The 22,047-nt window shown below is 69.3% G+C and carries 17 protein-coding genes and 1 pseudogene; 13 read left to right on the top strand and 5 right to left on the bottom strand.

Annotated features, from left to right (window positions below):
* The 3 genes from D7Y21_RS30260 to D7Y21_RS30245 form a co-directional block, all read left to right on the top strand.
* Window positions 1-2,056: error-prone DNA polymerase (locus tag D7Y21_RS30260; RefSeq protein ID WP_121717276.1), on the top strand; the 2,056-nt coding region annotated here is incomplete at its 5' end.
* Between the two features lie 159 nt (window positions 2,057-2,215).
* The gene (locus D7Y21_RS30255) at window positions 2,216-2,989 is read left to right on the top strand and encodes a hypothetical protein (protein WP_233612337.1); all 774 of its coding nucleotides are present in this window, start codon (window positions 2,216-2,218) and stop codon (window positions 2,987-2,989) included.
* Between the two features lie 1,084 nt (window positions 2,990-4,073).
* The gene (locus tag D7Y21_RS30245) at window positions 4,074-4,298 is read left to right on the top strand and encodes a hypothetical protein (protein ID WP_233612336.1); all 225 of its coding nucleotides are present in this window, start codon (window positions 4,074-4,076) and stop codon (window positions 4,296-4,298) included.
* Between the two features lie 62 nt (window positions 4,299-4,360).
* On the opposite strand, the gene D7Y21_RS30240 is transcribed toward D7Y21_RS30245, so the two are convergent.
* From D7Y21_RS30240 to D7Y21_RS30230, 3 genes are all read right to left on the bottom strand, one after another.
* On the bottom strand, window positions 4,361-6,385 hold the full coding sequence (locus D7Y21_RS30240) for a hypothetical protein (protein WP_147469415.1): 2,025 nt from the start codon (window positions 6,383-6,385) through the stop codon (window positions 4,361-4,363).
* A 136-nt stretch (window positions 6,386-6,521) separates the two neighbouring features.
* The gene (locus D7Y21_RS30235; RefSeq protein ID WP_121717270.1) at window positions 6,522-7,268 is read right to left on the bottom strand and encodes a phytanoyl-CoA dioxygenase family protein; all 747 of its coding nucleotides are present in this window, start codon (window positions 7,266-7,268) and stop codon (window positions 6,522-6,524) included.
* A gap of 50 nt (window positions 7,269-7,318) precedes the next feature.
* On the bottom strand, window positions 7,319-8,980 hold the full coding sequence (locus D7Y21_RS30230; protein ID WP_121717268.1) for an acyl-CoA dehydrogenase family protein: 1,662 nt from the start codon (window positions 8,978-8,980) through the stop codon (window positions 7,319-7,321).
* A 67-nt stretch (window positions 8,981-9,047) separates the two neighbouring features.
* Here D7Y21_RS30230 and D7Y21_RS30225 point away from each other — a divergent pair, with 67 nt between their 5' ends.
* Window positions 9,048-10,955, top strand: a complete 1,908-nt coding sequence (locus D7Y21_RS30225) for an ATPase (RefSeq protein ID WP_121717266.1) — start codon at window positions 9,048-9,050, stop codon at window positions 10,953-10,955.
* Here the strand turns inward: D7Y21_RS30225 and D7Y21_RS30220 are convergent.
* A complete protein-coding gene (locus tag D7Y21_RS30220; protein ID WP_121717264.1) occupies window positions 10,895-11,743 on the bottom strand; it encodes a WbqC family protein in 849 nt (282 codons plus the stop codon). The two genes, D7Y21_RS30225 and D7Y21_RS30220, sit on opposite strands and share 61 nt — an antisense overlap.
* Window positions 11,744-11,763: 20 nt before the next feature.
* Window positions 11,764-12,561 (bottom strand): phytanoyl-CoA dioxygenase family protein, encoded by a 798-nt coding sequence (locus D7Y21_RS30215; RefSeq protein ID WP_121717278.1) that lies wholly within the window; start codon window positions 12,559-12,561, stop codon window positions 11,764-11,766.
* Window positions 12,562-12,688: 127 nt separating this feature from the next.
* Here D7Y21_RS30215 and D7Y21_RS30210 point away from each other — a divergent pair, with 127 nt between their 5' ends.
* The 9 genes and pseudogenes from D7Y21_RS30210 to D7Y21_RS43035 form a co-directional block, all read left to right on the top strand.
* Window positions 12,689-13,651, top strand: a complete 963-nt coding sequence (locus D7Y21_RS30210; RefSeq protein ID WP_120563071.1) for an alpha/beta fold hydrolase — start codon at window positions 12,689-12,691, stop codon at window positions 13,649-13,651.
* Between the two features lie 160 nt (window positions 13,652-13,811).
* Complete coding sequence (locus D7Y21_RS30205) at window positions 13,812-15,620, top strand: lamin tail domain-containing protein (protein ID WP_121717262.1); 1,809 nt, start codon at window positions 13,812-13,814, stop codon at window positions 15,618-15,620.
* Window positions 15,621-15,706: 86 nt separating this feature from the next.
* Window positions 15,707-16,492, top strand: coding sequence for an exodeoxyribonuclease III (locus tag D7Y21_RS30200; protein WP_120563073.1), 786 nt, complete (start codon window positions 15,707-15,709; stop codon window positions 16,490-16,492).
* A 29-nt stretch (window positions 16,493-16,521) separates the two neighbouring features.
* The gene (locus D7Y21_RS30195; protein ID WP_120563074.1) at window positions 16,522-17,301 is read left to right on the top strand and encodes a 1-acyl-sn-glycerol-3-phosphate acyltransferase; all 780 of its coding nucleotides are present in this window, start codon (window positions 16,522-16,524) and stop codon (window positions 17,299-17,301) included.
* Window positions 17,302-17,452: 151 nt separating this feature from the next.
* On the top strand, window positions 17,453-19,021 hold the full coding sequence (locus tag D7Y21_RS30190; RefSeq protein WP_121717260.1) for an ATPase domain-containing protein: 1,569 nt from the start codon (window positions 17,453-17,455) through the stop codon (window positions 19,019-19,021).
* 2 nt (window positions 19,022-19,023) lie between these two features.
* Entirely contained in the window at window positions 19,024-19,392 is a 369-nt protein-coding gene (locus D7Y21_RS30185) for a response regulator (RefSeq protein ID WP_120563076.1), read from the top strand.
* A gap of 396 nt (window positions 19,393-19,788) precedes the next feature.
* Window positions 19,789-20,553: a hypothetical protein gene (locus D7Y21_RS30180; RefSeq protein WP_121717258.1), complete on the top strand. Its 765-nt coding sequence runs from the start codon at window positions 19,789-19,791 to the stop codon at window positions 20,551-20,553.
* Window positions 20,554-20,601: 48 nt separating this feature from the next.
* Complete coding sequence (locus D7Y21_RS30175; protein ID WP_121717256.1) at window positions 20,602-21,828, top strand: ROK family transcriptional regulator; 1,227 nt, start codon at window positions 20,602-20,604, stop codon at window positions 21,826-21,828.
* Window positions 21,825-22,047: pseudogene (locus D7Y21_RS43035) on the top strand (glycoside hydrolase family 16 protein); the annotation flags it as partial. The gene D7Y21_RS30175 and the pseudogene D7Y21_RS43035, both read left to right, overlap by 4 nt.

Raw genomic sequence — 22,047 nt, 5'->3', positions numbered from 1 at the left:
GGGGCGGTGCATCCTGTGCCAGGGGCGGGGCAGCGCGGCGAACTCGGCGGTCTGCTACGCGCTGGGGATTACCGCCATTGATCCGGTGCGGATGGGGCTCTTGTTCGAGCGCTTCCTCAGCATGGAGCGCAAGGAGCCGCCGGACATCGACGTGGACTTCGAGCACGAGCGGCGCGAGGAGGTGCTCCAGTACGTCTACGAGAAGCACGGCCGTCGCCACGCGGGCATGGTGTGCGAAGTGATCTGCTACCGGGGGCGGCTCGCGCTGCGCGAGGCAGGCAAGGCGCTGGGGCTGTCGTTGGATCAGGTGGACCGGCTGTCGCGGGTGGCGTCGTCGCACGGCTTCCAGGTGACGCCGGACGTGCTCCAGGAGGCGGGGGTGTCGCCGACGGACGGGCGGGTGCTGCGGACGCTGTCGGTGGCGAAGGAACTGGAGGGCGTGCCCCGGCACCTGTCCATCCACGTGGGCGGCTTCGTGATGACGCGCGAGCCGTTGGTGGACCTGGTGCCGGTGGAGAACGCGGCGATGCCGGGCCGCACGGTCATCCAGTGGGAGAAGGACGACATCAACGCGGTGGGGCTCCTGAAGGTGGACCTGCTGGCGCTGGGCATGTTGACGGCGCTGTCGCGCTGCTTCGCCCTGATCCACAAGCACTACGGCCGCGAGCTGTCCCTGGCCACGGTGCCGCCGGAGGACCCGAAGGTCTACGACATGCTGTGCAATGCGGACACGGTGGGCGTGTTCCAGATCGAGAGCCGCGCGCAGATGAACATGCTGCCCCGGCTCCAGCCCCGGGAGTTCTACGACCTGGTGGTGCAGATCGCCCTCATCCGGCCGGGGCCCATCGTGGGCAACATGGTGCACCCGTATCTGCGCCGGCGGCACGGCCAGGAGGCGGTCACGTACCCCAGCGAGGAGGTGCGCGGCATCCTCCAGAAGACGCTGGGCGTGCCGCTCTTCCAGGAGCAGGCGATGCGGCTCGCGATGGTGGCGGCGGGCTTCAGCGCGGGAGAGGCGGACGGCCTGCGGCGGGCCTTGAGCCACAAGCAGGCGGAGGCGCGCATCCTCCCGTACCGGGGCCGCTTCGTGGAGGGCTGCGAGGCGAAGGGCTACACGCGAAAGCAGGCGGAGGAGTGGTTCGACCACTTCCGGGGGTTCGCGCACTATGGTTTCCCGGAGAGCCACTCCGCGAGCTTCGCGTTGATTGCCTATGCGTCCAGTTGGCTGAAGTGCCACTACCCGGCGGCCTTCACGGCGGCGCTGCTCAATTCACAGCCCATGGGGTTCTACGCGCCGCACACGCTGGTGGCGGACGTGCAGCGGCATGGCGTGGAGGTGCGGCCGGTGGACGTGCGCCGTTCGAGCTGGGACTGCACGTTGGAGGACGGGGCGGTGCGGCTGGGGTTGAGGATGGTACGAGGGCTGGGCGAGTCCTCGGGCCGGGCGGTGGAGACCGCGAGGCGGGGGGACTACACGAGCGTGGGAGACCTGGCGCGGCGGGCGCGCATTCCCCGGCATGAATTGACGCGGCTGGCGTTGTCGGGGGCGCTGGCGTCGCTGTGCGGGGCGCGGAGGCAGGCGCTGTGGGAGATCCAGGCGCTGGGGCCGCTGGACGCGGACGACCTGTTCTTCGGCATGCCCATGGATGGCACTGCGGTGCGATTGCCGCCCATGGGCGTCCAGGAGCGGGTGGTGGCGGATTACGACACGGTGGGTCTGTCGCTGGAGAAGCACCCCCTGGAGCTGCTCCGGCCCACGTTGAAGCGGATGGGGGCGGTGACGGCGGAGGGGTTGAAGCGGGTGTCGGCGGGGCGGCCGGTGAAGGTGGGAGGGATGATGATCTGCCGGCAGATGCCGCCCACGGCGAAGGGGATCTGCTTCATCTCGCTGGAGGACGAGACGGGGATCGCCAACCTGGTGGTGCCTTCGGAGGTGTATGCGCGCTGCAGGCAGGAGATCCACGGCGCGCTGTTCCTCGTGGGGGAGGGGATGCTGGAGCGCTCGGGGAAGGTGACGAACGTGAAGACGCGCAGCGTGGTGTCCGTGCGGCAGTGAGACGTAGGAACACCGCGCTACATCTGCACGTCTGTTCCCGTGATCCGTGGGTGAGGGGGAAAGAAGACCCACGGGGGCATGGAACAACCCGTATTGCTAGCGATATAGGTTGCTTCTGTCTGGAGTGTAGTAGCGTGGATCAGAACGGGAGGGTACTCAGTGCGCAACAGTCTTCGGTGGTTGGGATCGCTGCTCGATCGCGTGGGCCTGTCTGAAGTGGTGGAGGAGGCGAGCGATTGGGTGCGGTACTACGCGCAGGGCAAGCCGCCTGTGAGCGAGCCCGCGCCGACCCGCGTCTCCCGCCCGGTGCACTCCGAGGCCCCGCGCGCGTCCGTGCATGAGGTGATTCAGTCCCTGCGCAACGCGATGCCGGAGCGCCAGGTGGACGCGACGGTGGTGGGGGTCCCCTTCGAGGGCCGCATGGAATTGGCGCCCGCCGCCCGCCGCAAGACGGCGCCCAAGGCGAAGAAGGCCGCGAGCAAGAAGAGCGCGGCGAAGAAGGCTCCTGCCGCGAAGAAGGCTCCTGCCGCGAAGAAGGCGGCGCCCGCGAAGAAGAAGAGCGCGGCGAAGAAGGCCCCCGCCGCGAAGAAGGCGGCCTCGTCCGGAGCCGCGAGCGAGGACGCGGTGTCGGTGCTGGAGACCGCGCTGCGCGGCCACACGCGCCAGAAGGACCTGGTCTCCGCGGGCAAGGAGAAGGACCAGCTCCTGCGCTCGCTGATCCCGCTCTATCTGGCGAAGTCGCTGGACGTGGAGGTGACGTCCGGAACGACGTCGCGCTTCTGGAGCGGGCTGGGCGTGACGTACGCCGCGCCGAACGCGGCCAAGGCGCTGCGCCTGCACGCCGGCTACGCCCAGGACACCAAGAAGGGCAAGGCCATCACCGCCAAGGGCATCCGCTACGTGGAAGACGCCCTCGCGCAGAACGCGAAGTAGTTCCTGGTGGACTGATGCCGCGTCTTCCTTCATCCAGACGCGGCACGACTCAAATCGCTCTCGGCGTCTTTGTCTGGACGTTGTTCTCCTGCTCGGGAGCCAAACGCTATTACCTGAGTGAGGAGCTGCGCAGGAGGGAGGACAAACTCCTTCCTCTCCATTGCGCCGGGGCCATGGCCAGACGTGCCCTCGGTCATCGAGGACGTGGCGCACGTCCCCGATGACCTGGTGCTGAGCACCTTGTCCTCGCTCATGGGGCTTCCGGGTGCGTCGGATGCCTGTGACGCGTCGACGGGGCGTCCGCGGGCGGATGCCACCGAGTACTGCGTCGCGCTCTATCGAACGCCCAGGGACTGGCGCGTCTCCTGGCCCGTGCGCAGTGCTTCAGGCGCATCGAAAACCTGCTGGCCGCCGTTTGGTGGCGTGGATGACGCGGACTTTGGCGATGACCTGCCTGTCTTCGGCTATGCGCACAACCATCCGTGCGGCGCAGGGGCGAGCAGCCAGGATCTTGAGAGTTGGCCTCGATTGAAGGCGGGAGAGGAAGGCTGGGTGCTGGTCGCGTATGCAGCCACCCCCAGTGGTCGCCTTGCCCGCGACTCTCGCGGAGAGCCCATTCCTGCCTGGGGCTGGCTTGCCACAGGGCCTCGGAGTGAGCCTCGTTTCTACAAATGGAACCAGTCTGGGGCGGTGTTCCGCTGGACGGGCCGCGAAACAGGATGGACCTTCCAGGCGACATGCCATCCTGCCTCCTCCAACATTCTCCGTCGCAGTGGAGTGATGCCGAAATGTACTCCCGACCTGATCTGGTAGCGGACCGGGCTCGGCTCTACACCTCAGCTGGAGCGCTCCCGTGATGCTTCGTTCCATGCTGGTGGTGGTGGCCGCACTGCTCTCGGATGCGGGAACACCTTCACCGTCCCAGAAGAGCGCGAAGCCGGATGCGGGGAGCCCTTCGCTGCCTCGTCCCGCCGCTGCATTGGACGCAGGGACGTCCGCCTTTGAGTGGCCAGAAGACGTAGAGCCCATGGCGACGCTGGATGGACCTGCCGTCCTGGCGTCCCATGCGGCTCTTCAGGATGTCGTGAGCCGTTTTCCCAAGGCGCGCCGGAATGAATGCATCTTCACGGCGCGAGCCCTGGAGGTCGTCGTCGGCAAGGGGAGGGGCGTCTACCTCGTCCGCGTGAACCGGCGCGTCGACCACTGTGAGGGACTCGGACCCGGTGGCAACTTCGAGCTCGACTGGTTCGAACTCTATGCCGTCTCTCCCGAGGGCCGGATCATCGAGCGCTATCAGTACGCGCCTTGAAAAGGACCATGGGCGCTCCCGGGACGAACCCAGGAGCGCCCGTGTCGTGTCACGTCAGGGCTTCAGTACGCGAAGCACTGCACATCCACCCCGGTCGGGAACGCCGGGGAGGGGATGGACGCGGTGTCCGCGCAGTAGCCCCGGTTGTAGGCGACGTTGCAGGCCGGGCCGCCGGGGGTCTCCGTGCCGCTCCCCGAGAAGGTGTTGGGGTAGGAGCCCCACACCGGGCAGCCATAGTCGCTGCAGTACGTGTGGATGCCGTTGTAGCAGGAGCCCAGCGTGGACTGCTGTCCGGGCGTCCCCGAGATGTCGATGGCGTGGCGGAAGTTGCGCAACTGGTTCCCGTAGATCCAGCTGTTGAGGGTGTTGGACGTCACCACGCCCATGTTCCCCGGAGCCGGTGAACCCTGGGAATCAAAGATGTTGAACCCCACGAAGCCCCAGTTGACCCGGTACAGCGTCATGCCCAGCTCGTTCTTGTAGAAGCGATTGTCCCGGACGTAGACGTGGTCGATGAAGCCGCGCAGCGGCTCCGTCTGGGCGAAGTAGGGCTGCGCCGCGTCGAACATGTGCTGCCGCAGATCCAACACGTGCTGGAAGCTCTGGATCTCCGCGGGGTGGTAGCCCGTCAGCCGCTGGAAGGTGCAGTCATCCGCATGGGTGTACTGGCTCCCGTCCGTCAGGAAGCCCAGCTTGAAGCCCGACACGAAGTTCTCCGTGTAGCTCGTGGACTGCGAATACGGCAGGTGTCCGTCCGTGCTCATCCCGAAGAAATTCTCCTCCGCGGTGGGGGTGCGGACCGCGACGTTCTTGAAGACGTCCGTGTGACCGCCCACCACGTTGACCGCCACCTTCACGTCGCAGATGGAGTTGTGGTGGACCTGGGAACGAGCATTGGGATTGCCCAGGAACTCGTACGGATGGACCGCGCAGTAGCTCGGCGTGCCCCACTCCGTCGTCGGCGCCACGCTCACGCAGTAGGTGTCCTCGGGCCGCGGGCTGCCGTCTGGCAGCTTGCCATCCACGTCCTTGTCGAAGACGTCCGGAGAAGGGCATCCCGTGGGGGGAGGCGGGGTGGTGCCGTCCACGTTGCAGGTCTGCGGACGGCAGTACGCCGCGTTGCGGCTGAGGAGCATCTTCTTCTCGAAGGTGCCAGCGGGGCACGCGGACGCCGTCTTCGGCGTCAGGGTGAGCTTCAGCCCGGGCACCGTCTGACATTGAGGATCCTCCTTGATGTAGACGGTGTTGAAGCCAAACGAGATGGCCCCGCCCACGTGGGCGATCTTCAGGTGGTGCAGGTCGACGGGAGCGCCCGTGGTGTTGCTGGAGGGCTGGACGCGCACGCCCACGGTCACCAACCGGTGGTCCGTGAGGAAGTTCGTGGGCAGCGACGCCGCCGTGGGCTCGTTCCCATCCAGGTCGAGGATGGAGTTGAGGGTGTGGCCCCGGGGCTGGCAGTCCTGGGCCCGGCTGTACCCGGCCTGCGTCGTGCCCGACAGGGTGAGGTACGAAACGCTGACGTCCGCCAGCTGTTGGGCCGCGGGAAGGTTGGGGTTGTCATCCACCAGGACCAGGGCCTCGAGCTTCACGGCGTCCCCGACGTTGATGACGGTGGGGGCCGTCGTGTAGAGCTGCGAGCCCTCCAGGTGGATGCCACTGGGGACATGGATTCCCACGCCGCCGTTGCCGACGGGGTAGTTCATCCCCAGGAGCTTGGTCTGCTCCGTGATGGTGATGACGCCCGGATCGAGCACGACCTGCTTGTGGCCAGACTGCTTCGCCCAGTCGATGGCCTTCTGGTACCAGATGCCCCGGAGACCCGCGACGGAGCCGGGACCGGTGTTGTCATCCTGGCAGGTCACGTTCGCGCCACGGCAGGTCTGCCCCAGGTTCCCGGTCGCGCAGAACGAGCGCTGCAGGGTCCCCACCGTGTTGTAGACCCGGGCGCACATCACGCCCGGCAATTCATCGGGATTGTTGGTGGTGCCGCCAGGGTTGCCCGGCTCGTTGGGGATCTCCGGCTCCTCCATGGCGGTCACGACGCGGCTGTCGGTGCCGCCAGTGGACGTGGAGTCCGTTTGGGACATGCACCCGGCCGCGAGGACCAGGGGCAGGGTGCAAAGCAACGCCTTCCCCATGGACTGGCGGAAGGCGAGGAAAAGAACCGGCAAGGGTGTTGGCATTGCCGGCCTCTTATTTCAAGCATCTATCAAAAGCCAGACGTCAGCCCGCGAGTTCCGAGCGCGACCCCGGAATGGCAGGGTTGTCCGTCCGCCGGTACGTGGCCACCACGGAGTACTTCGTGTCCGCCGTGTGGTTCCGGCTCGCCGCGTGGAACAGCCGCGCGTGGAAGAGCAGCACGTCCCCGGGAGACAGCCTCACGTACCGCGCGCCTTCAATGAGCGTCGCGTTCTCAGGCAGGTCCGGCCGCAGGAACAGCTTCGCGTCGTAGCGCTCCGAAGCGAATGGCATCCGATGCGTGCCGGGCAGCACCTTCAGGCCGCCGTTCTCCGGCGTCTCCGCGCCCAATGCCAACCACGTGGAGATGAGTTCCGGACGCGCGAAGGCCCAATACCTCACGTCCTGGTGCCACCCCGTGTCCGACGAGAAGCGCGGCTGCTTCGTCATCACGCAGTTGTGGTGAGCCCGAGCCTGCACCACCGGTCCGTCCAGCAGCTGCCCCAGCGCATCCAGCATCCGCGCGTCGTCGAACCACGCCGCGAACAGGGGGGAGCGCCCATGCGCCTTCAACAACCGCCGCACGGTCCGTCCGCCCTCGGCATCGATGCTCGCCGGTGAGCCCGGATAGGCCACGTCGGCCTCGTACTCCACCGGGCCGTCACCGGAGACCAGCTGCTCCTGGATGACGGCCCGCATCCGCTCACACGTCCCGCCCTCCACGAAGGACGGCAGGACGAGATACCCATCGGTGGCGAAGCGCTGGCACTGCTCGGGGCTCAGGACGGACATGGCGCCCGCTTCTTAATGGGCGCGCCCGCCGCATGCACCTGTCGCGATGCTCAGCCCAACAGCCGCGAATCATCCAGGTCGATTTCATCCTGGATGAGGTCCACGCCGTTCTGCCGGAACCGCCGCGCCGCTGCCCGGCTGCGCGGGCCGTGCCCGTGCTCCAGGCACCACTGCGCGTGCTCGCTGAGCAGCGCCAGCTCCAGCGTGCGCCCCAGCGTCAGGGAGAAGCGCCGCGCCCCGGCCTCCATCGTGGTGGGGTTCGCCATCGCGCCGGACACCCAGGCCCGTGCGTGCTCCAGCGCGTCGTGCGCCGTCTTCACGCACGGCCGCAGGCCCGCGTCCGTCACCTTCGACAGCCGGCTCTCCACCTCGTGGAAGAACGCCTCCAGCGTGCCTTCCTTCGCCAGCGCGCGCAGCGAATCCAACGACAGCACGTTCGTCGTGCCCTCCCAGATGGACAGCACCTGCGCGTCCGCCTGGATGCGCGGCAGGCCCGTGTCCTCCACGTAGCCCGCGCCGCCGAAGGACTCCGTCACCTCCGACGTGATGTGCACCACCTGCCGGCCCGTCGTCAGCTTCGCCAGCGGCGTCACCAGCCGCTGCAACAGCAGCTCCTGCTCCGTCGCAGTGCGCGTCTCCAGCTTGCCCAGCAGCTCCACCCCGCGGAACGCCAGCAGGAAGCCCGCCTGGAACTCCGCCTCCAGCCCCGCCAGCGTGTCCATGTGCAGCGGCTTCTCCGACAGCGGCGCGCCGAACTGCACCCGGCGCTTCGCGTAGTCGTGCGCCAGCGCCATCGCGCGGCGCATGCTCCACGTGGCGCCCATCGCGTTCCAGGTGCGCGTCACGTTCAGCATCATCGCCATGTTGCGGATGCCGTCCGTCAGCCCCGCCACCGGCACCGCCAGCGTCCCGTCCAGCGTCAGCTCCGCCGTGGGCACCTTGCGCGTGCCCAGCTTGTCCTTCAGCCGGTTGATCTGGATGCCGTTGAGCCGGCCCTGCGCGTCCCGCGTCTCCACGAAGAAGAGCGCCAGCCCCTTGCCGCCGGGGCCATTGCCCGTGGGCCGCGCCAGCGTCAGCGCCATCTGCGCCGTCGTCGCGGACGTGAACCACTTCGTGCCGTGCAGCCGCCAGCCCTCCGGAGACTGCCGCGCCTCCGTCAGCGTCAGCCCCACGTCCGAGCCACCCGTGCGCTCCGTCATCCACTGGCCCGACGTCCAGAACGTCGCCGGATCCCGCGACGTCAGGTGGGGCAGGGCGTGGTCGATGAGCGCCTGGTTGCCCAGCGACAGCAGCGACCGCGCCGCGCCGTCCGTCATCGCCAGCGGGCACGAGTAGACGTCCAGCGACGGCTGCACCAGGTAGTTCAGCGCGAACTGGTGCACGCGGCTGAGCGCGCCGCTCTTCTGCTCGTAGGCCACCGCGACCAGGCCCTTCTTCGCGGTCAGCGCCTCCGCCTCCTTCCACAGCGGTGACACCTCGATGTGATCAATCCGCTGACCCCACGGGCTCCACTGCGTGAGCACGGGCTCGTTCAGCCGGTCGCGCAGCTGGAACTCGTAGAAGTACTTGCCTCCCAGCTCCCCCAGCTCGCGGAAGTCATCCTGGAGCGAGCGAAACATGTCTTCCGGAAGGGTACGGGCGAGGTAGCCCTGCAGGAACGCGTCGTCGTCGTACTGGTTGCCAAGACCGGGGGGCGCCTGGAAGAAGCTCATGGGCTGAAGTTAACACCGCTGACACGACGGTGGGGTACAGTGACCTCCCCCTCCCGCCGGAGCCGTGATGACCGACTTCCTACGCAGGCCCCCTCCTGGCCCAGGTCCGTCTTCCCTCGACGCCGAGCAGGATGAGAATCGCAGCATCACCCCGCTGGAGACGCCCGCCGCGACGGCGAATCCCGTCCTGTCCGCGCCGCCCCGTCCGCGCGCGCCCGCCCCGGCCGGCGCGCCCCTGGGCGGAGAGCCGCGTCCGGAGCCCACCCGCTCCCGGCCTGCGCAGCCCGCGCCGCTGCCGTCCGTCATCTTTGATCCGATGCCGCGCCCCCGCGTGCCGCCCGCGCAGTCCGCGGGCGTGGCCCCACCGGGCGCGCCGCCACCCTTCAGCGAGGAGATGCTCGACGTGCAGACCGAGCGGCGCACCGCGCCCCCCGGCCCGCCTCCACTCGCGCAGGAGCCCGAACGTCGCGCGGCCCCTGGCATGGAGCGCCGCGGTCCGGAGGCGGAGCGCCGCGGTTCGGAGGCGGATCGCCGGGGTCCCCCGGAGGCGGACCGCCGTGGCGCTGCCCCGGGTGGCCCCGAACGCCGCGCTCCCGTCGCGGCGCCGCCGCAGGGCTACGTGGGGCCGGAGCGGCGCGGCTTCCGGCGCGGTGAAGCGTCGGATGCGCCGGTGACGAACCGCTTCTGGCCCGCGCAGCCGAAGACGCTCCAGGAGGCCGGCCTCAACGCGACCTTCGTGGAGGAGCTGGTCCTCAAGGCCATCTTCTTCGCGGGCGAGATGCGCGGCATGGATGTGGCCACGCGCCTGCAACTGCCCACCACGCTGGTGGACGAGGTCATCGAGGGACTGCGCCGCCAGAAGTACATCGACATCCGCGGCGGTGGCGGATCCGGCGTGGGCCGCTCCACGATGATCTACCAGCTCACGACCTTCGTGACGGACGTGCTGCGGCAGATATTGGACCGCAACCGCTACAACGGTCCTGCGCCCGTACCGTTCAACGAATGGGTCGCGGCCGTGAAGCAGCAGACCGTGCGCGGCAACCGCATCACCCGCCATCGCATGCAGGACAAGTTCGGCGATCTGATCATCCGCGACTACATCTTCGACGGCATCGGTCCGGCGATGAACTCCGGGCGCGCCATCTTCTTCTATGGCCCCCCGGGCAACGGCAAGACGGCCATCTGCCAGGGCATGGTCAACTGCTACGAGGGGGATATCTTCGTCCCGCACGCGCTGCTCATCGACGACTTCGTCGTGAAGATGTTCGACGCGAACATCCACCGTGCGGTGGAGGACGAACCCGGCATGCCGTCGTATGACCGCCGCTGGGTGCGCTGCCGCCGTCCGCTCGTGGTGGTGGGCGGTGAGCTCACGCTGGAGATGCTCGACCTCGTCTACACGCCGGAGGTGAAGTACTACGAGGCCCCGTTCCAGATGAAGGCGTCCAACGGGATGCTCCTCATCGACGACTTCGGCCGGCAGAAGGTGTCCCCCAAGGATCTGCTCAACCGGTGGATCGTCCCGCTGGAGAGCGACGTGGACATCCTCACGCTCCACACCGGCAAGAAGATCCAGGTGCCCTTCGACGTGTTCGCCGCCTTCTCCACCAACCTGGACCCCAGCGCCCTGGTGGATGACGCCTTCCTGCGCCGCGTCCGCTACAAGCTGGAGGTGCAGCGCCCGGACGAGGAGCAGTTCCACGAGATCTTCCAGGTGATGTGCAAGAAGCGCGGCGTGCCCTACGACGCGCGCGCCGTGGACTACCTCATCGACGAGCACTACCGCCCGAATCACCGGCCCTTCGCCGCGTGCCAGCCTCGCGACCTGTTGGATCAGGTCATCGACATGGCGAACTACCAGGGCCAGACGCCGCGCCTGGATCCCGCGCTGCTGGACTCCGCCGTGCGCAGCTACTTCGTGCGCTTCGACAAGCCGGCGGACTCCACGCCCACCGCCGCGTCCGCCCGCTGAAGCGGCTGGGGGCCGTCCCCCGCGAACGGCCCCCACGGCGACGGCTGGAGCCACGTGCGCACCGTCTCCACGGGCACGTTGGCCAGCACGTCCACGATGGACAGCCCCGTCACGAAGCGCCCCTCGCGCCCCTGCGCGTAGTCCGGGTGGCGGAAGCGCTGCCACAAGAGGCGCACGTCCACCGCGCGGAAGCGCTCCGGCTTCAGGTACACCGTGGAGCCCGTCCCCGAGTAGTACGTGTGCGCGCCCGTCTGGAGGCAGTACTCCACCAGCCGCTGCGTCTTGTCCTCGCCCCGGCGCTCCAGCGTGGAGGAGAGCACCAGGTTCGGCTCCAGGCCCAGCGGTGCATGGAACAGCGCCATGCTGGACAGGAGCACGCGCAACAGCGACCCCGGGCCGGACTCGCGCGCGGCGGCGTCGTAGAAGGGCTCCACGAGCGGCAACACCTGCGCGCGGAAGTGGGGCCTGCCTCCGTAGAGCGTCACCAGCGCCTGCAAGTGTTTGCGCGCCCAGGGCTGGCTCGAGTCCACCGCCAGGTCGCGGATCCGCGTGTCGCGGTGTGGATCCTCCAGCGGGATGGACAGCCACTGGAAGCCCGGTTCGGACGGGGGCGGCGTGGGCACGCCGTGGGGCAGGGCGACGCGCGTGCGGCGCTGCCAGCCACGCCTCAGCCACTGCACGTCGTCCAGCACCACCAGCGTGCCGGCGCGGGCCACCTGCTCGTAGAAGTCCACCCACGGCAGGTAGTGGGGCTGCTCGGCGACGAGGACTCCAGGGTGTCCGGACACGCCCCGGATGATAGGGCCTTTCAGCCGCCGCGCACCGGGTGACGGAACACCGGAGGGAACACGCGCGGGGCCTTCTTCTTGCGCACGCAGGTGGTGTCCGCGCTCATGTAGCAGGCGGAGAACGCGCGCCGCCGCTGTCCGGGCCGGCCGCGCCCGGAGCGGTGCCAGACGTGGTTGTGCACGAGCAGGGCCTCCCCGGCCCGCACCGGCAGGGGCACGACATGGGCTTCCGCGTCCGCCGCCTCCACGCGGTCCGGGGGAATCACGCCGCCCAGCGCCGTCACCAGGCCCGCGCGGTGGCTGCCGGGGATCACCTCCAGACAGCCGCCTCCCTCCGGCGCGTCGTCCAGCGCGGTCCAGATTTGGAGGTCCGGTTCGCGCGTGAGGCCCCACAGCTTTCCGCCGTCCTGGTGGAAGGGCAGGTTGCTGCCTCCCGCGGGGCCCTTGTGGAAGAGGATGGCGCGGTACAGGACGATGTCGCCGGGGATGCGCGCGCGGGTGATCCGCTCGAACAGCGGGTTCTCCATCCACTCGAGGAAGCGCGGATCCTTCTCCAGCTTCTCCAGCTTGCGGTAGTCCAGGGACGGGCCCTGCCAGCCCAGCCCCAGGGGCGCGTCCTCGTAGCGGCCGGTGGTGGCGTCCGGCTGGAAGAACATCCCCGGATACACCACGCGGCCGAGCATCAGGTCGTCCGCCCGCTCGCGCAGCGCCTCCACGCCCGCGTCGTCCAGCACACGGCCCAGGCGCGCGAAGCCGTGCGCCTCGTAGTGGGCGAGCACGGCCGCCACGTCCAACCCTTCCGCCTCCACGCTGAGCATCGCGCGCACCATTGCCTGGAGGCCCGGGCGCGTCCAGCCCGGCCTGTGCGGATGGGGGAGGGCGCCCTTGGGGGGACGGGCTGTCGGCCCTTGCACCCGCGCCTGCCCGGCCGCATGGTGGGCGGGGATGCCCTACCGTCGCGCCACGCACCTCGTCTCCGCCCCGGATGGCACCCGGGTGGCGGTCCACACCCACAGCTCGGGCAAGCCGGAGGAGGACCGCGACGCCGCGCTCGCGGACCGCCCCACGGTGCTGCTGACCAACGGCATCGGCACGTCGGAGAACTTCTGGCGCCACATCGTCGCCGACCTGGAGCAGGACCACCGCGTGGTGCACTGGGACTACCGCGGCCACGGCATGAGCGAGGAGTCGCGCGACAACGACTACCGCGTGAAGGTGCACGTGGACGACCTGGAGCGTGTCACCGAGGCGGCCATGGCGCGCGGCGACGGCCGGCCCCCGCACCACATCGCCTTCTCCATGGGCGTGCGCATCCTGCTGGAGCTGTACCGCCGCCGGCCGGAGCTGGTTCCGTCCATGACGCTCATCGCGGGGACCCCGGGCGTGCCGGGTTCAGCGGATCCGCGCTGGGGCTCCCGCTTCGTGTTGTCCGCCGCGAAGGGGATGCTGGCCGCCGGAACGCCCTGGGTGCCGGTGGTGGCGCCCGCGGTGAAGGCCTTCCTCGCCACCCCGCTGGCGGATCCGCTGGCGAGGGCCGTGGGGGCGCTGCGGCCCCGGGCTCCGCGCGAGGACATCGCCGAGTTCCTGGACGCGCTCTACCACATGAGCGCGCAGGCCTATTGGCGCACGCTGCGAGGCCTCACGGAGGGCCACGCCTGGGACGTCCTCCCATCCATCCGGGTGCCCGTGCTGATCATCGCCGCGAGCGATGACGTCCTCGTGCCCCTGTCGGAAGTGCAGCGGCTGCACCGCGCGCTGCCCCAGGCCCACTGGCTCCAGGTGGATGACGCCGGCCACGCGGGCCTCCTGGAGGCTGGGACGGAGATCGCCCAGTCCGTGCGGGGCTTCCTGGATGCGCATGGATTGGGGGGTTCAGCCTCCCCGCAAACCCCCGGGACTCCTGGCTGAAGCAGGGCCGGTCCGGACGACCCACCCGCACTGTCAGGTCTTGAGAAACCGGTGACCCGGAGGGTTCCATGGCCGTGAGCCAGAAGTCACCGGGAGGGGTTTGCGTCGGCCTGTAATTTTGTGGTTTGTGAGGAGGCTCAGTACTCAACACGGAGTCTCCATGTCCTGGTCTTCCCGGCACCTGCTGGTCCCATTGTCAGCGGTGCTGTTGGTGTTGTCGGCGTGCGGTGGTGATGACGACAAGAACCCTGTCTGCGGCAACGGCATCATCGAGAGTGGCGAGGCGTGCGACGACGGCAACCGCGTCGAAGGCGACCGTTGCAACAACAGCTGTCAGGTGACTAAGCCCACGACCGACGCGGGCACCAACACGGACGCCGGCACGGAGACCGACGCCGGCACTGATCAGGATGCGGGCACGGAGACCGACGCCGGCACTGAGACGGACGCGGGCACGGAGACCGACGCCGGCACTGAGACCGACGCCGGCACGACCACCGACGCGGGCACCGAGACGGACGCGGGCACGACCACCGACGCGGGCACCGAGACGGACGGCGGCTCCGGCACGGTCGACGCGGGCACCGAGACGGACGCGGGCACGGAGACGGACGCCGGCACGGAGACGGACGCGGGCACCGAGACGGACGCGGGCACCGAGACGGACGCGGGCACCGAGACGGACGCCGGCACCGAGACGGACGGCGGCGCCATCGACGCGGGCCCGGCTACGGACGCGGGCACCGAGACGGACGCGGGCACCGACGCGGGCACCACGACGACGCTCAGCGCGCTGGAGCCGGCCGCGGCCTTCGCGCGCTCGGGCACCACGGGTGAGACGATTCCGGAGCCGCTGTCGGTGACGCTGAGCGCCGAGGCCACCACGGACGTCGTGGTCCAGGTCGCCTCGTCCAGCCCCTCGGTGGTCGTGGCCAACAACGGCCAGGTGACGGTGCCCGCGGGCTCGCGGTCCGCGGCGGTCATCGTGACGGCGGACGACGCGGCGGGCTCCGCCAAGGCGACGCTGACGGCCACGCTGGGTGGTGATTCGCGCACCGCCACGGTGCGCGTGCTGGGTGCGACGGAAGCGGCCTCGCTGGCGTACCTGTCGCCGGAGACGGTGTCCCTGTCCTCCGGTCAGACGGCCAACGTCACCGTGACGCTGGACATCCCGGCCGCCGAGGCCACGGTCGTGGCGCTGTCCACGACGGGCAACGTGGGCACCGTGCCGGCCACCGCGACGGTGCCGGCCAACGAGATCTCCGCGAAGTTCGCCTTCACCGCGGGCGCGTCCGGTTCGACGGGCACCATCGTGGCCACGCTCAACGGCCAGTCCGTGTCCGCCCAGGCGAAGGTCACCGCCGCCCCCACGACGAACCATGTCGTGATCAGCGAGTTCGCCGTTGCCGGCACCGGTGGCGCGAACGACGAGTTCATCGAACTCTACAACCCGACGAACGAGAGCGTGGCCCTCGCCGGCTGGAAGCTCCAGTACAAGGGGCCGGCCGCCCCGAACTACAACACTGCCGCCTTCACGTTCCCCGCGGGGGCGACCATCGCGGCGCACGGCTTCTACCTGGTGACGGGGGGCTCCTACTCCGGTGGCAGCACCGTCGCGGGTGACGCCTCCGCTGGAACCACCATCCCGATGGGCGCCGCGGCGGGCCACATCCGCCTGGGCAAGGCTGGCATCTCCACCGCGAAGGTGGACGCCCTCGCGGTGGACACGGTGGGCTACGGCACCACCGCGGACTCCGCGGAAGGCAATAGCCCTGTCACGGGGACCGTCGCGACCAACGGAAGCTACGAGCGCAAGGCCAACGCCGGCTCGTCCGCCGCGACCATGGAGGGCACCGGCGCGGACGCGACGAAGGGCAACAGCTACGACACGGACGTGAACAGCGCGAACTTCATCATCCGCACCACGCGCGGCCCGCAGAACAAGTCGAGCGCCCTGGAAGTGCCTTGACGCACTGAGCAGTGACCGGCCCCCACCGTCCGTCCAGGAACGGTGGGGGCTGGAAATACCCGCGCGCTTTCGCCATAAGCGGGGGCGTGCGAGTCGTCTCCTGGAACGTCAACGGTCTGCGCTCCATCCACCGCAAGGGCTTCCTCCCGTGGCTGTCCAAGGCCCGGGCGGACATCGTGGGGCTGCAGGAGGTCCGCGCCCGCGTGGAGCAGCTCCCCGCGGAGGTCCGCGCCCCCCGCCGTTGGAAGACCCACTTCGTGGCCGCGGAGCGCCCCGGCTACAGCGGCGTGGGCCTCTTCAGCCGCCACGAACCGGACGACCTCACCACCAGCCTGGACGCGCCGGAGATGGACGCGGAGGGCCGCCTCCAGTTCGCCCGCTTCGGCAAGCTCACCGTGGTCAACGGCTACTTCCCCAACGGCAACGGGAAGGACCGGGACCTCTCCCGCATCCCCTTCAAGCTGGACTTCTACCGCCGCCTCTTCGCGCGCCTGGAGAAGCCGCTGCGCGACAACCAGCGCGTGCTGGTGATGGGGGACTTCAACACCGCCCACCAGGACATCGACCTGGCGCGCCCGCGCGAGAACCGCGAGACCAGCGGCTTCCGCCCGGAGGAGCGCGAGGAGTTCGACCGGTGGATCCGCGCGGGCTGGGTGGACACCTTCCGCCACTTCAACGCCGCGGGCGGCCACTACTCCTGGTGGAGCCAGCGCGCCGGCGTGCGCGAGAAGAACATCGGCTGGCGCATCGACTACGTGCTCGCCACCCCCGCGGCGCTCGCCTTCGTGAAGAAGGCCTCCGTGCACTCGGACGTTCACGGGTCGGATCACTGCCCGGTGAGCGTGGACCTGGACCCCGCGGTCCTCACCTGAACCCTCCTCATCCCCAAGGGACACCTCTCATGAACGCACTGCTCTCCATCTGGACCTGGGTCGAGGTGGGCCTCGTCGCCCTGGTGGGCTTCTTCGTCCAGCTCTTCCTGTTCATCCTCACGTTCCTGTTCGACAAGCGCCGCTACGTGGTGGGCCGCTGCTTCCGCCTGGTGGGTGTCACCGCCGCGAAGCTCACGCCCTACTGGCGCTTCGGCATGCACGGCCAGGTGCCGGATCACGTGGCGGCCAACACCGTGGTGGTGAGCAACCACGAGTCCAACGCGGATCCGTTCCTCATCTCCCACCTGCCGTGGGAGATGAAGTGGCTGGGCAAGAAGAGCCTCTTCAAGGTGCCCGTGGTGGGCTGGATGATGGGCATCGCCGGGGACATCCCGGTGGAGCGCGGCGACCGCGACTCGGCCACTGGCGCCATGGCGCGCTGCAAGGAGTGGATGCTCAAGGGGATGCCGGTGATGATCTTCCCGGAGGGCACGCGCTCCAAGACGGATGAGCTGCTGCCCTTCAAGGACGGCGCCTTCCGGCTCGCCATCGAGATGCAGGCGGACGTGCTGCCCCTGGCGGTGAGCGGCACGCGGCTCGCGCTGCCCAAGCACTCGTGGCGCTTCGCCACGTCGCGCGGACTGGTGACGGTGGGCACGCCCATCTCCACGAAGGGGATGACGATGGACGACGTGGAGTCGCTCAAGAACCAGGCGCGCGCCCAGATTGAGGCCCTGCGCGCGTCGCTCAAGCCGCTGACGGGGGGCTCGGCCCCCGTGCCGGCGGCGGACGCCAACGCTGCCCGCTGAGCGGCCGGCGGGCCGGGGCATGCGTGTTTTGTCCAGGAACGTACGCATCCCAGATTGTTGAGCCTTCACGCGGGGGCTGGACTATGGAGACCACCCGGGGCCGTTCCTCGCGCTCCCGCTGGTCGCATGGCGCCCAGGAAGGAAGCGTGTGATGACGCCGGGCGGTGGACGTGAAGAACAGCGGATGTCCACGGGCATCCCCGGTCTGGACACCGTGCTATGCGGCGGCCTGCGCAAGGGCCGCATGTACATGGTCCTGGGCCTGCCGGGCGCGGGCAAGACCATCCTCGCCAACCAGCTCTGCTTCCATCAGGCGGCCCAGGGCCACCAGGTCCTCTACCTCACGCTCCTGGCCGAGTCGCACACGGAGCTGGTGAGCAACCTTCAGACGCTGTCGTTCTTCGACCCGGCCTGCGTGCCGGGGAAGATCAGCTACCTGAGCGCCTTCACCATCCTGGAGCAGGGCGGGCTGGACGCGCTCGCGGAGCTGGTGCGCAAGGAGATCAAGGCGCACAAGGCCTCGCTGCTCGTGCTGGACGGACTGCTGGCGGCGGAGGAGCTGGCGCCGTCGCGGCAGGCGCTCAAGAAGTTCATCCACGGCCTCCAGGTCGTGACGGGCCTCATCGGCTGCACCACGGTCGTGCTCACCACCGGAGGCGACAAGGGCCTGCGCGCGGAGCACACCATGGTGGATGGCCTGCTGATGCTCCAGCAGCGGACCTTCGGCGTGCGAACCCTGCGCGAGCTGCGCGTGCGCAAGTTCCGGGGCAGCGCGTACAAGCTGGGGCAGCACGGCTTCGAGATCACCGGTGACGGGCTCACCGTCTACCCCCGCCTGGAGTCGATGGTGGACGGCAACCTGGTGCCCGGCGCCGGGAAGCGCGAGCGCGACGCCTTCGGCGTGACCGGCCTGGACGCGATGCTCAAGGGCGGGGTGCCCGCGGGCTCCACCACCATCCTCCTGGGGCCTCCGGGCAGCGGCAAGACACTGCTGGGCCTGTGCTTCCTGGCGGAAGGCGCCCGCCAGGGGGAGCGCAGCCACTACTTCGCCTTCTACGACGCGCCGGAGCGGATGCTCGCGCAGGCGGCGGGCGTGGGCCTGCACCTGCAGCCCCTGATGGAGCGCGGGGACCTGGAGGTGAGCTTCCGGCCGCCCACGGAGAACATCCTCGACAAGCTGGGCACGGAGCTCTTGACCATCGTCCGCAGCGGCCGGGTGCGCCGCATCTTCCTGGACGGCTACGAGGCGCTCCGCCGCGCCTCCACCCGTAAGTCGCGGGTGGCGCGCTTCCTGGCGGCGCTCGTCAACGAGTGCCGGGTGCGCGAGGTGACGCTCCTCTACACCGCGGAGGCCACCTCCGCCTTCGGGCCGGAGGTGAAGTTCCCGCTCGAGGGCATCTCCATGGTGGCGGAGAACATCCTGTTCCTGCGCATGGTGGAGCTGCACTCCGGGCTGCGCCGCTTCATCGCGGCGCTCAAGGTGCGCAACAGCGCCTACGATCCCGCCCTGCGCGAGCTGGAGATCACGGGCAAGGGACTCAAGGTCGGCCAGCCCTTCGCGGAAGGGCAGATGTTGATGACGGGGCTCGCGCGCACGCGGACTCCGGAGCCGACCCCGTTGCCGAAGCCGCGCCGCAAGCCGCGCGCGGGCACCAAATCCTCCGCCAGGGCGACCTCGCCGAAGCCGCGCCGCAACGTCCGCAAGCGCCGAGGCACTTGACCATGGGGCCCGTCCTCATCGTCGACGACGAGTTCGGCATCGTGGAGGCCGTCCGAGACCTCCTGTCCGACGAAGGCTACCGCACGGCCATCGCGCTCAACGGCCGCGAGGCCCTGGAGCGGATGCGCCAGGAGCGCCCGTCGATGATTCTGCTCGACTACATGATGCCGGTGCTCAACGGGCCCGGGGTGCTGGAGTCCATGCAGAAGGATCCGGCCCTGCGTGACGTTCCGGTGGTGATGATGAGCGCCAGCCCGCCGGACTTCTGGCAGCACCTGCCGTGCGCGGGCTTCCTGCCCAAGCCCTTCGACATCGAGCAGCTGCTCGCCATGGTCCGACGCATGATCGGTCCGCCGCCGCTGACGCACTGAAGTTCTTCAGGCATCGCAGGAAGTGACGCGTGGCTCGCCCCTGACCGGGGCAGGGCCGTGTCTGCCCGCGCTCCCATCCAAACCAACACATTCCTGAAACCACGGTGCGCTGCGTCAACAGATTGACCGCACGGAGCGTGTTCTCGGCTGCTTGCAAATGGGTAAAGGGGGCTGGTATTTCTTCGTCAATCGAACGAACTCGCATGTTCGCGGTGGGCGGGGACGCAGGGCGGCTCCAGGTGGCAGGGGCCCCGGCGGCGGGAGACGGCGGTTTCTCCTCTGGCGTGTGGCCGTTCTGGTGACGCGACGCAGCATGCGGGCGACGGATTCCAGCAGGTTTTGATTTCTTCGCCGTAAGAACGAAGTCATCCAAGCAAGACAACCCGGAGGGGATTCATGCTTCGCACCAAGCGTTTCGCGTGGACATTGGCGGCCGTTGGAGTTTTCGCGACGGCGGGGCTCGTTGGCGCCTGTGACCCTGAGGACGCCCCCAAGCCTGGCACCCAGAACGACGGCGGCACCACCAAGCCGGACTCGGGCACCAATACGGACGCCGGTACCAACACCGACGCGGGCACCGACACCGACGCAGGCACGGAGACGGACGCCGGCACCAACACCGACGCGGGCACGGAGACGGACGCCGGCGTGGACGCGGGCACCCAGACGACGCTGCCCCTGGCGGTGGACGGCACCTGGGCGGCCAGCGGCTACATGGGTTCTGGAGGAGGCGAGCAGGGCGGTCTGGTGGACGAGCCCATCTGCCATACGCCCCGCCCGGGCGCGGGCCTGGGCGCTTGCCACAAGTTCACGGCCACCCAGAAGGCGGACGCGTGGGCCGGCGTCTTCTGGCAGTTCCCGGAGGGCGCTTGGGAGGATGACCCGCGCCCGGGCTTCCAGGTGCCGGATGGCGCGAACGCCGTGACCTTCTACGCTTGGAGCGAGAGCGGCGGCGAGATCGTGAACTTCTTCACGGGTTACGAAGGCAAGGACGGGTGGACGAAGAAGATCGAGGTCACGCTGACCACCGAGCCCAAGCAATACACGCTGGACATCAGCAAGATCCGCTACAGCACGGTCGGCGGGGGCTTCGGTTGGTCGGCGGGCGGGCTGGACGTCAAGCCGCTCGTCCTCTTCATCGACGACATCCAGTGGAAGTAGCCCCCAACCTGAGCGCCCGGTGCGCCAAAACAGGAACGTGAGCGGACGATGAAAGCGGGAACGGCGGTGTTGACGGTCGATGCGGCGGGCATGCGTGCGCAGAACAGCGGCCTGCTGCTCAACATGATCTGGCGCGAGCGTCAGATCTCCCGGGCGGAGATCGCCCGGCGCACGGAGCTCAGTCCGTCGACCGTCTCCGCCATCGTCGCGGACCTGGAGCAGGCGGGCCTGGTGCGCAGCATTGGCGCCGGGGTCTCCCGCGGGGGCCGCCGTCCCACCCTCATCGGCTTCTGTGACGAAGCGTTCAGCCTGGTGGGCGTCGAACTGGGCGCCTCCCACGTCACCGTCGTCCTCACGGACCTCCGCGGCCGCGTGCGCACGCAGAGCAAGGCGAGCCACGCGGTGCGCGGCGATCCGGAAGGGTCGCTGCAGAAGGCGAAGGAGCTGATCCAGGAGTGCCTGGACGCCGAGCGCGTCCCGCGCCGCTCCGTGGTCGGCATGGGGGTGGCCGTGCCCAGCCCCGTGCACCCGGCGGCTCCGGGCAAGATGTCCCCCCTCATCCTCCCCGCGTGGAAGCACGTGGACGTGAAGGAGTGGTTCGAGACCACCTTCGACATGCCGGTGTTCGTGGACAACGACGCGAACCTCGGCGCGCTGTCGGAGTGCTTCTGGGGCGCCGGCTCCGGCGGCGAGGACCTCACGTACATCAAGCTGGCCACCGGTATCGGCGCCGGTCACATCATCCACGGCGACGTGTACCGGGGCGCCGGCGGAACGGCCGGTGAAATCGGCCACATCCCGGTGGACTCCAACGGGCCGCTCTGCGTCTGCGGCCTCAGGGGCTGCCTCGTCACCCTCATCGGCTCCACGGCGCTCACCGAACGCGCGCGCGAGCTCATGGGCACCCGCGGCCGCAAGGGCCCCACCGTGCGCGACCTGGTGGAGGGCGCCCGCACGGGCGACGCCGCCGCGAAGCAGATCATCGACGGCATGGGCGCCTACCTGGGCATCGCCGTGGGCGGCCTGCTCAACCTACTCAACCCCGCCATCGTCGTGCTGGGCGGGGAGATCTCCTCCGTGGGCGAGATGCTGCTCGACCCCTTGCGCGCGTCCGTGCGGCAGCGCGCCCTGTCCGTCTCCATGGCGGAGACGCGCATCGTCACGTCGGTGCTGGGAGAGCGGGCCATCGCCGTGGGCGCGGCCACCCTGGTGCTCCAGGCGGCGCTGCGCGACCGCTCCCTCTTTCCCACGCAGCACGTCGGGAGAAGTGCATGACTTCGCGCCGTCTTGTCCTTGCCCTGGCCCTCTCGGGCCTGGGGATGGCTTCGTGTGATCCGGCAGCAGGTCTGGATAATAAGCAAAACGAGCAACCCAAGCCTGTCACGGAGCAGCCGGGCACGGGGTGGGAAGTCGTCTGGCAGGACGAGTTCGACGGACCAGCGGGCTCGCTGCCCGCGAAGGAGCGCTGGGTCCCGGACGTGGGCGGGGACGGGT

It is taken from the genome of Corallococcus sp. AB045 (genome assembly GCF_003668895.1).
GTDB classification, from domain to species: domain Bacteria; phylum Myxococcota; class Myxococcia; order Myxococcales; family Myxococcaceae; genus Corallococcus; species Corallococcus coralloides.
This window is presented reverse-complemented; position numbering and strand designations above follow the sequence as displayed.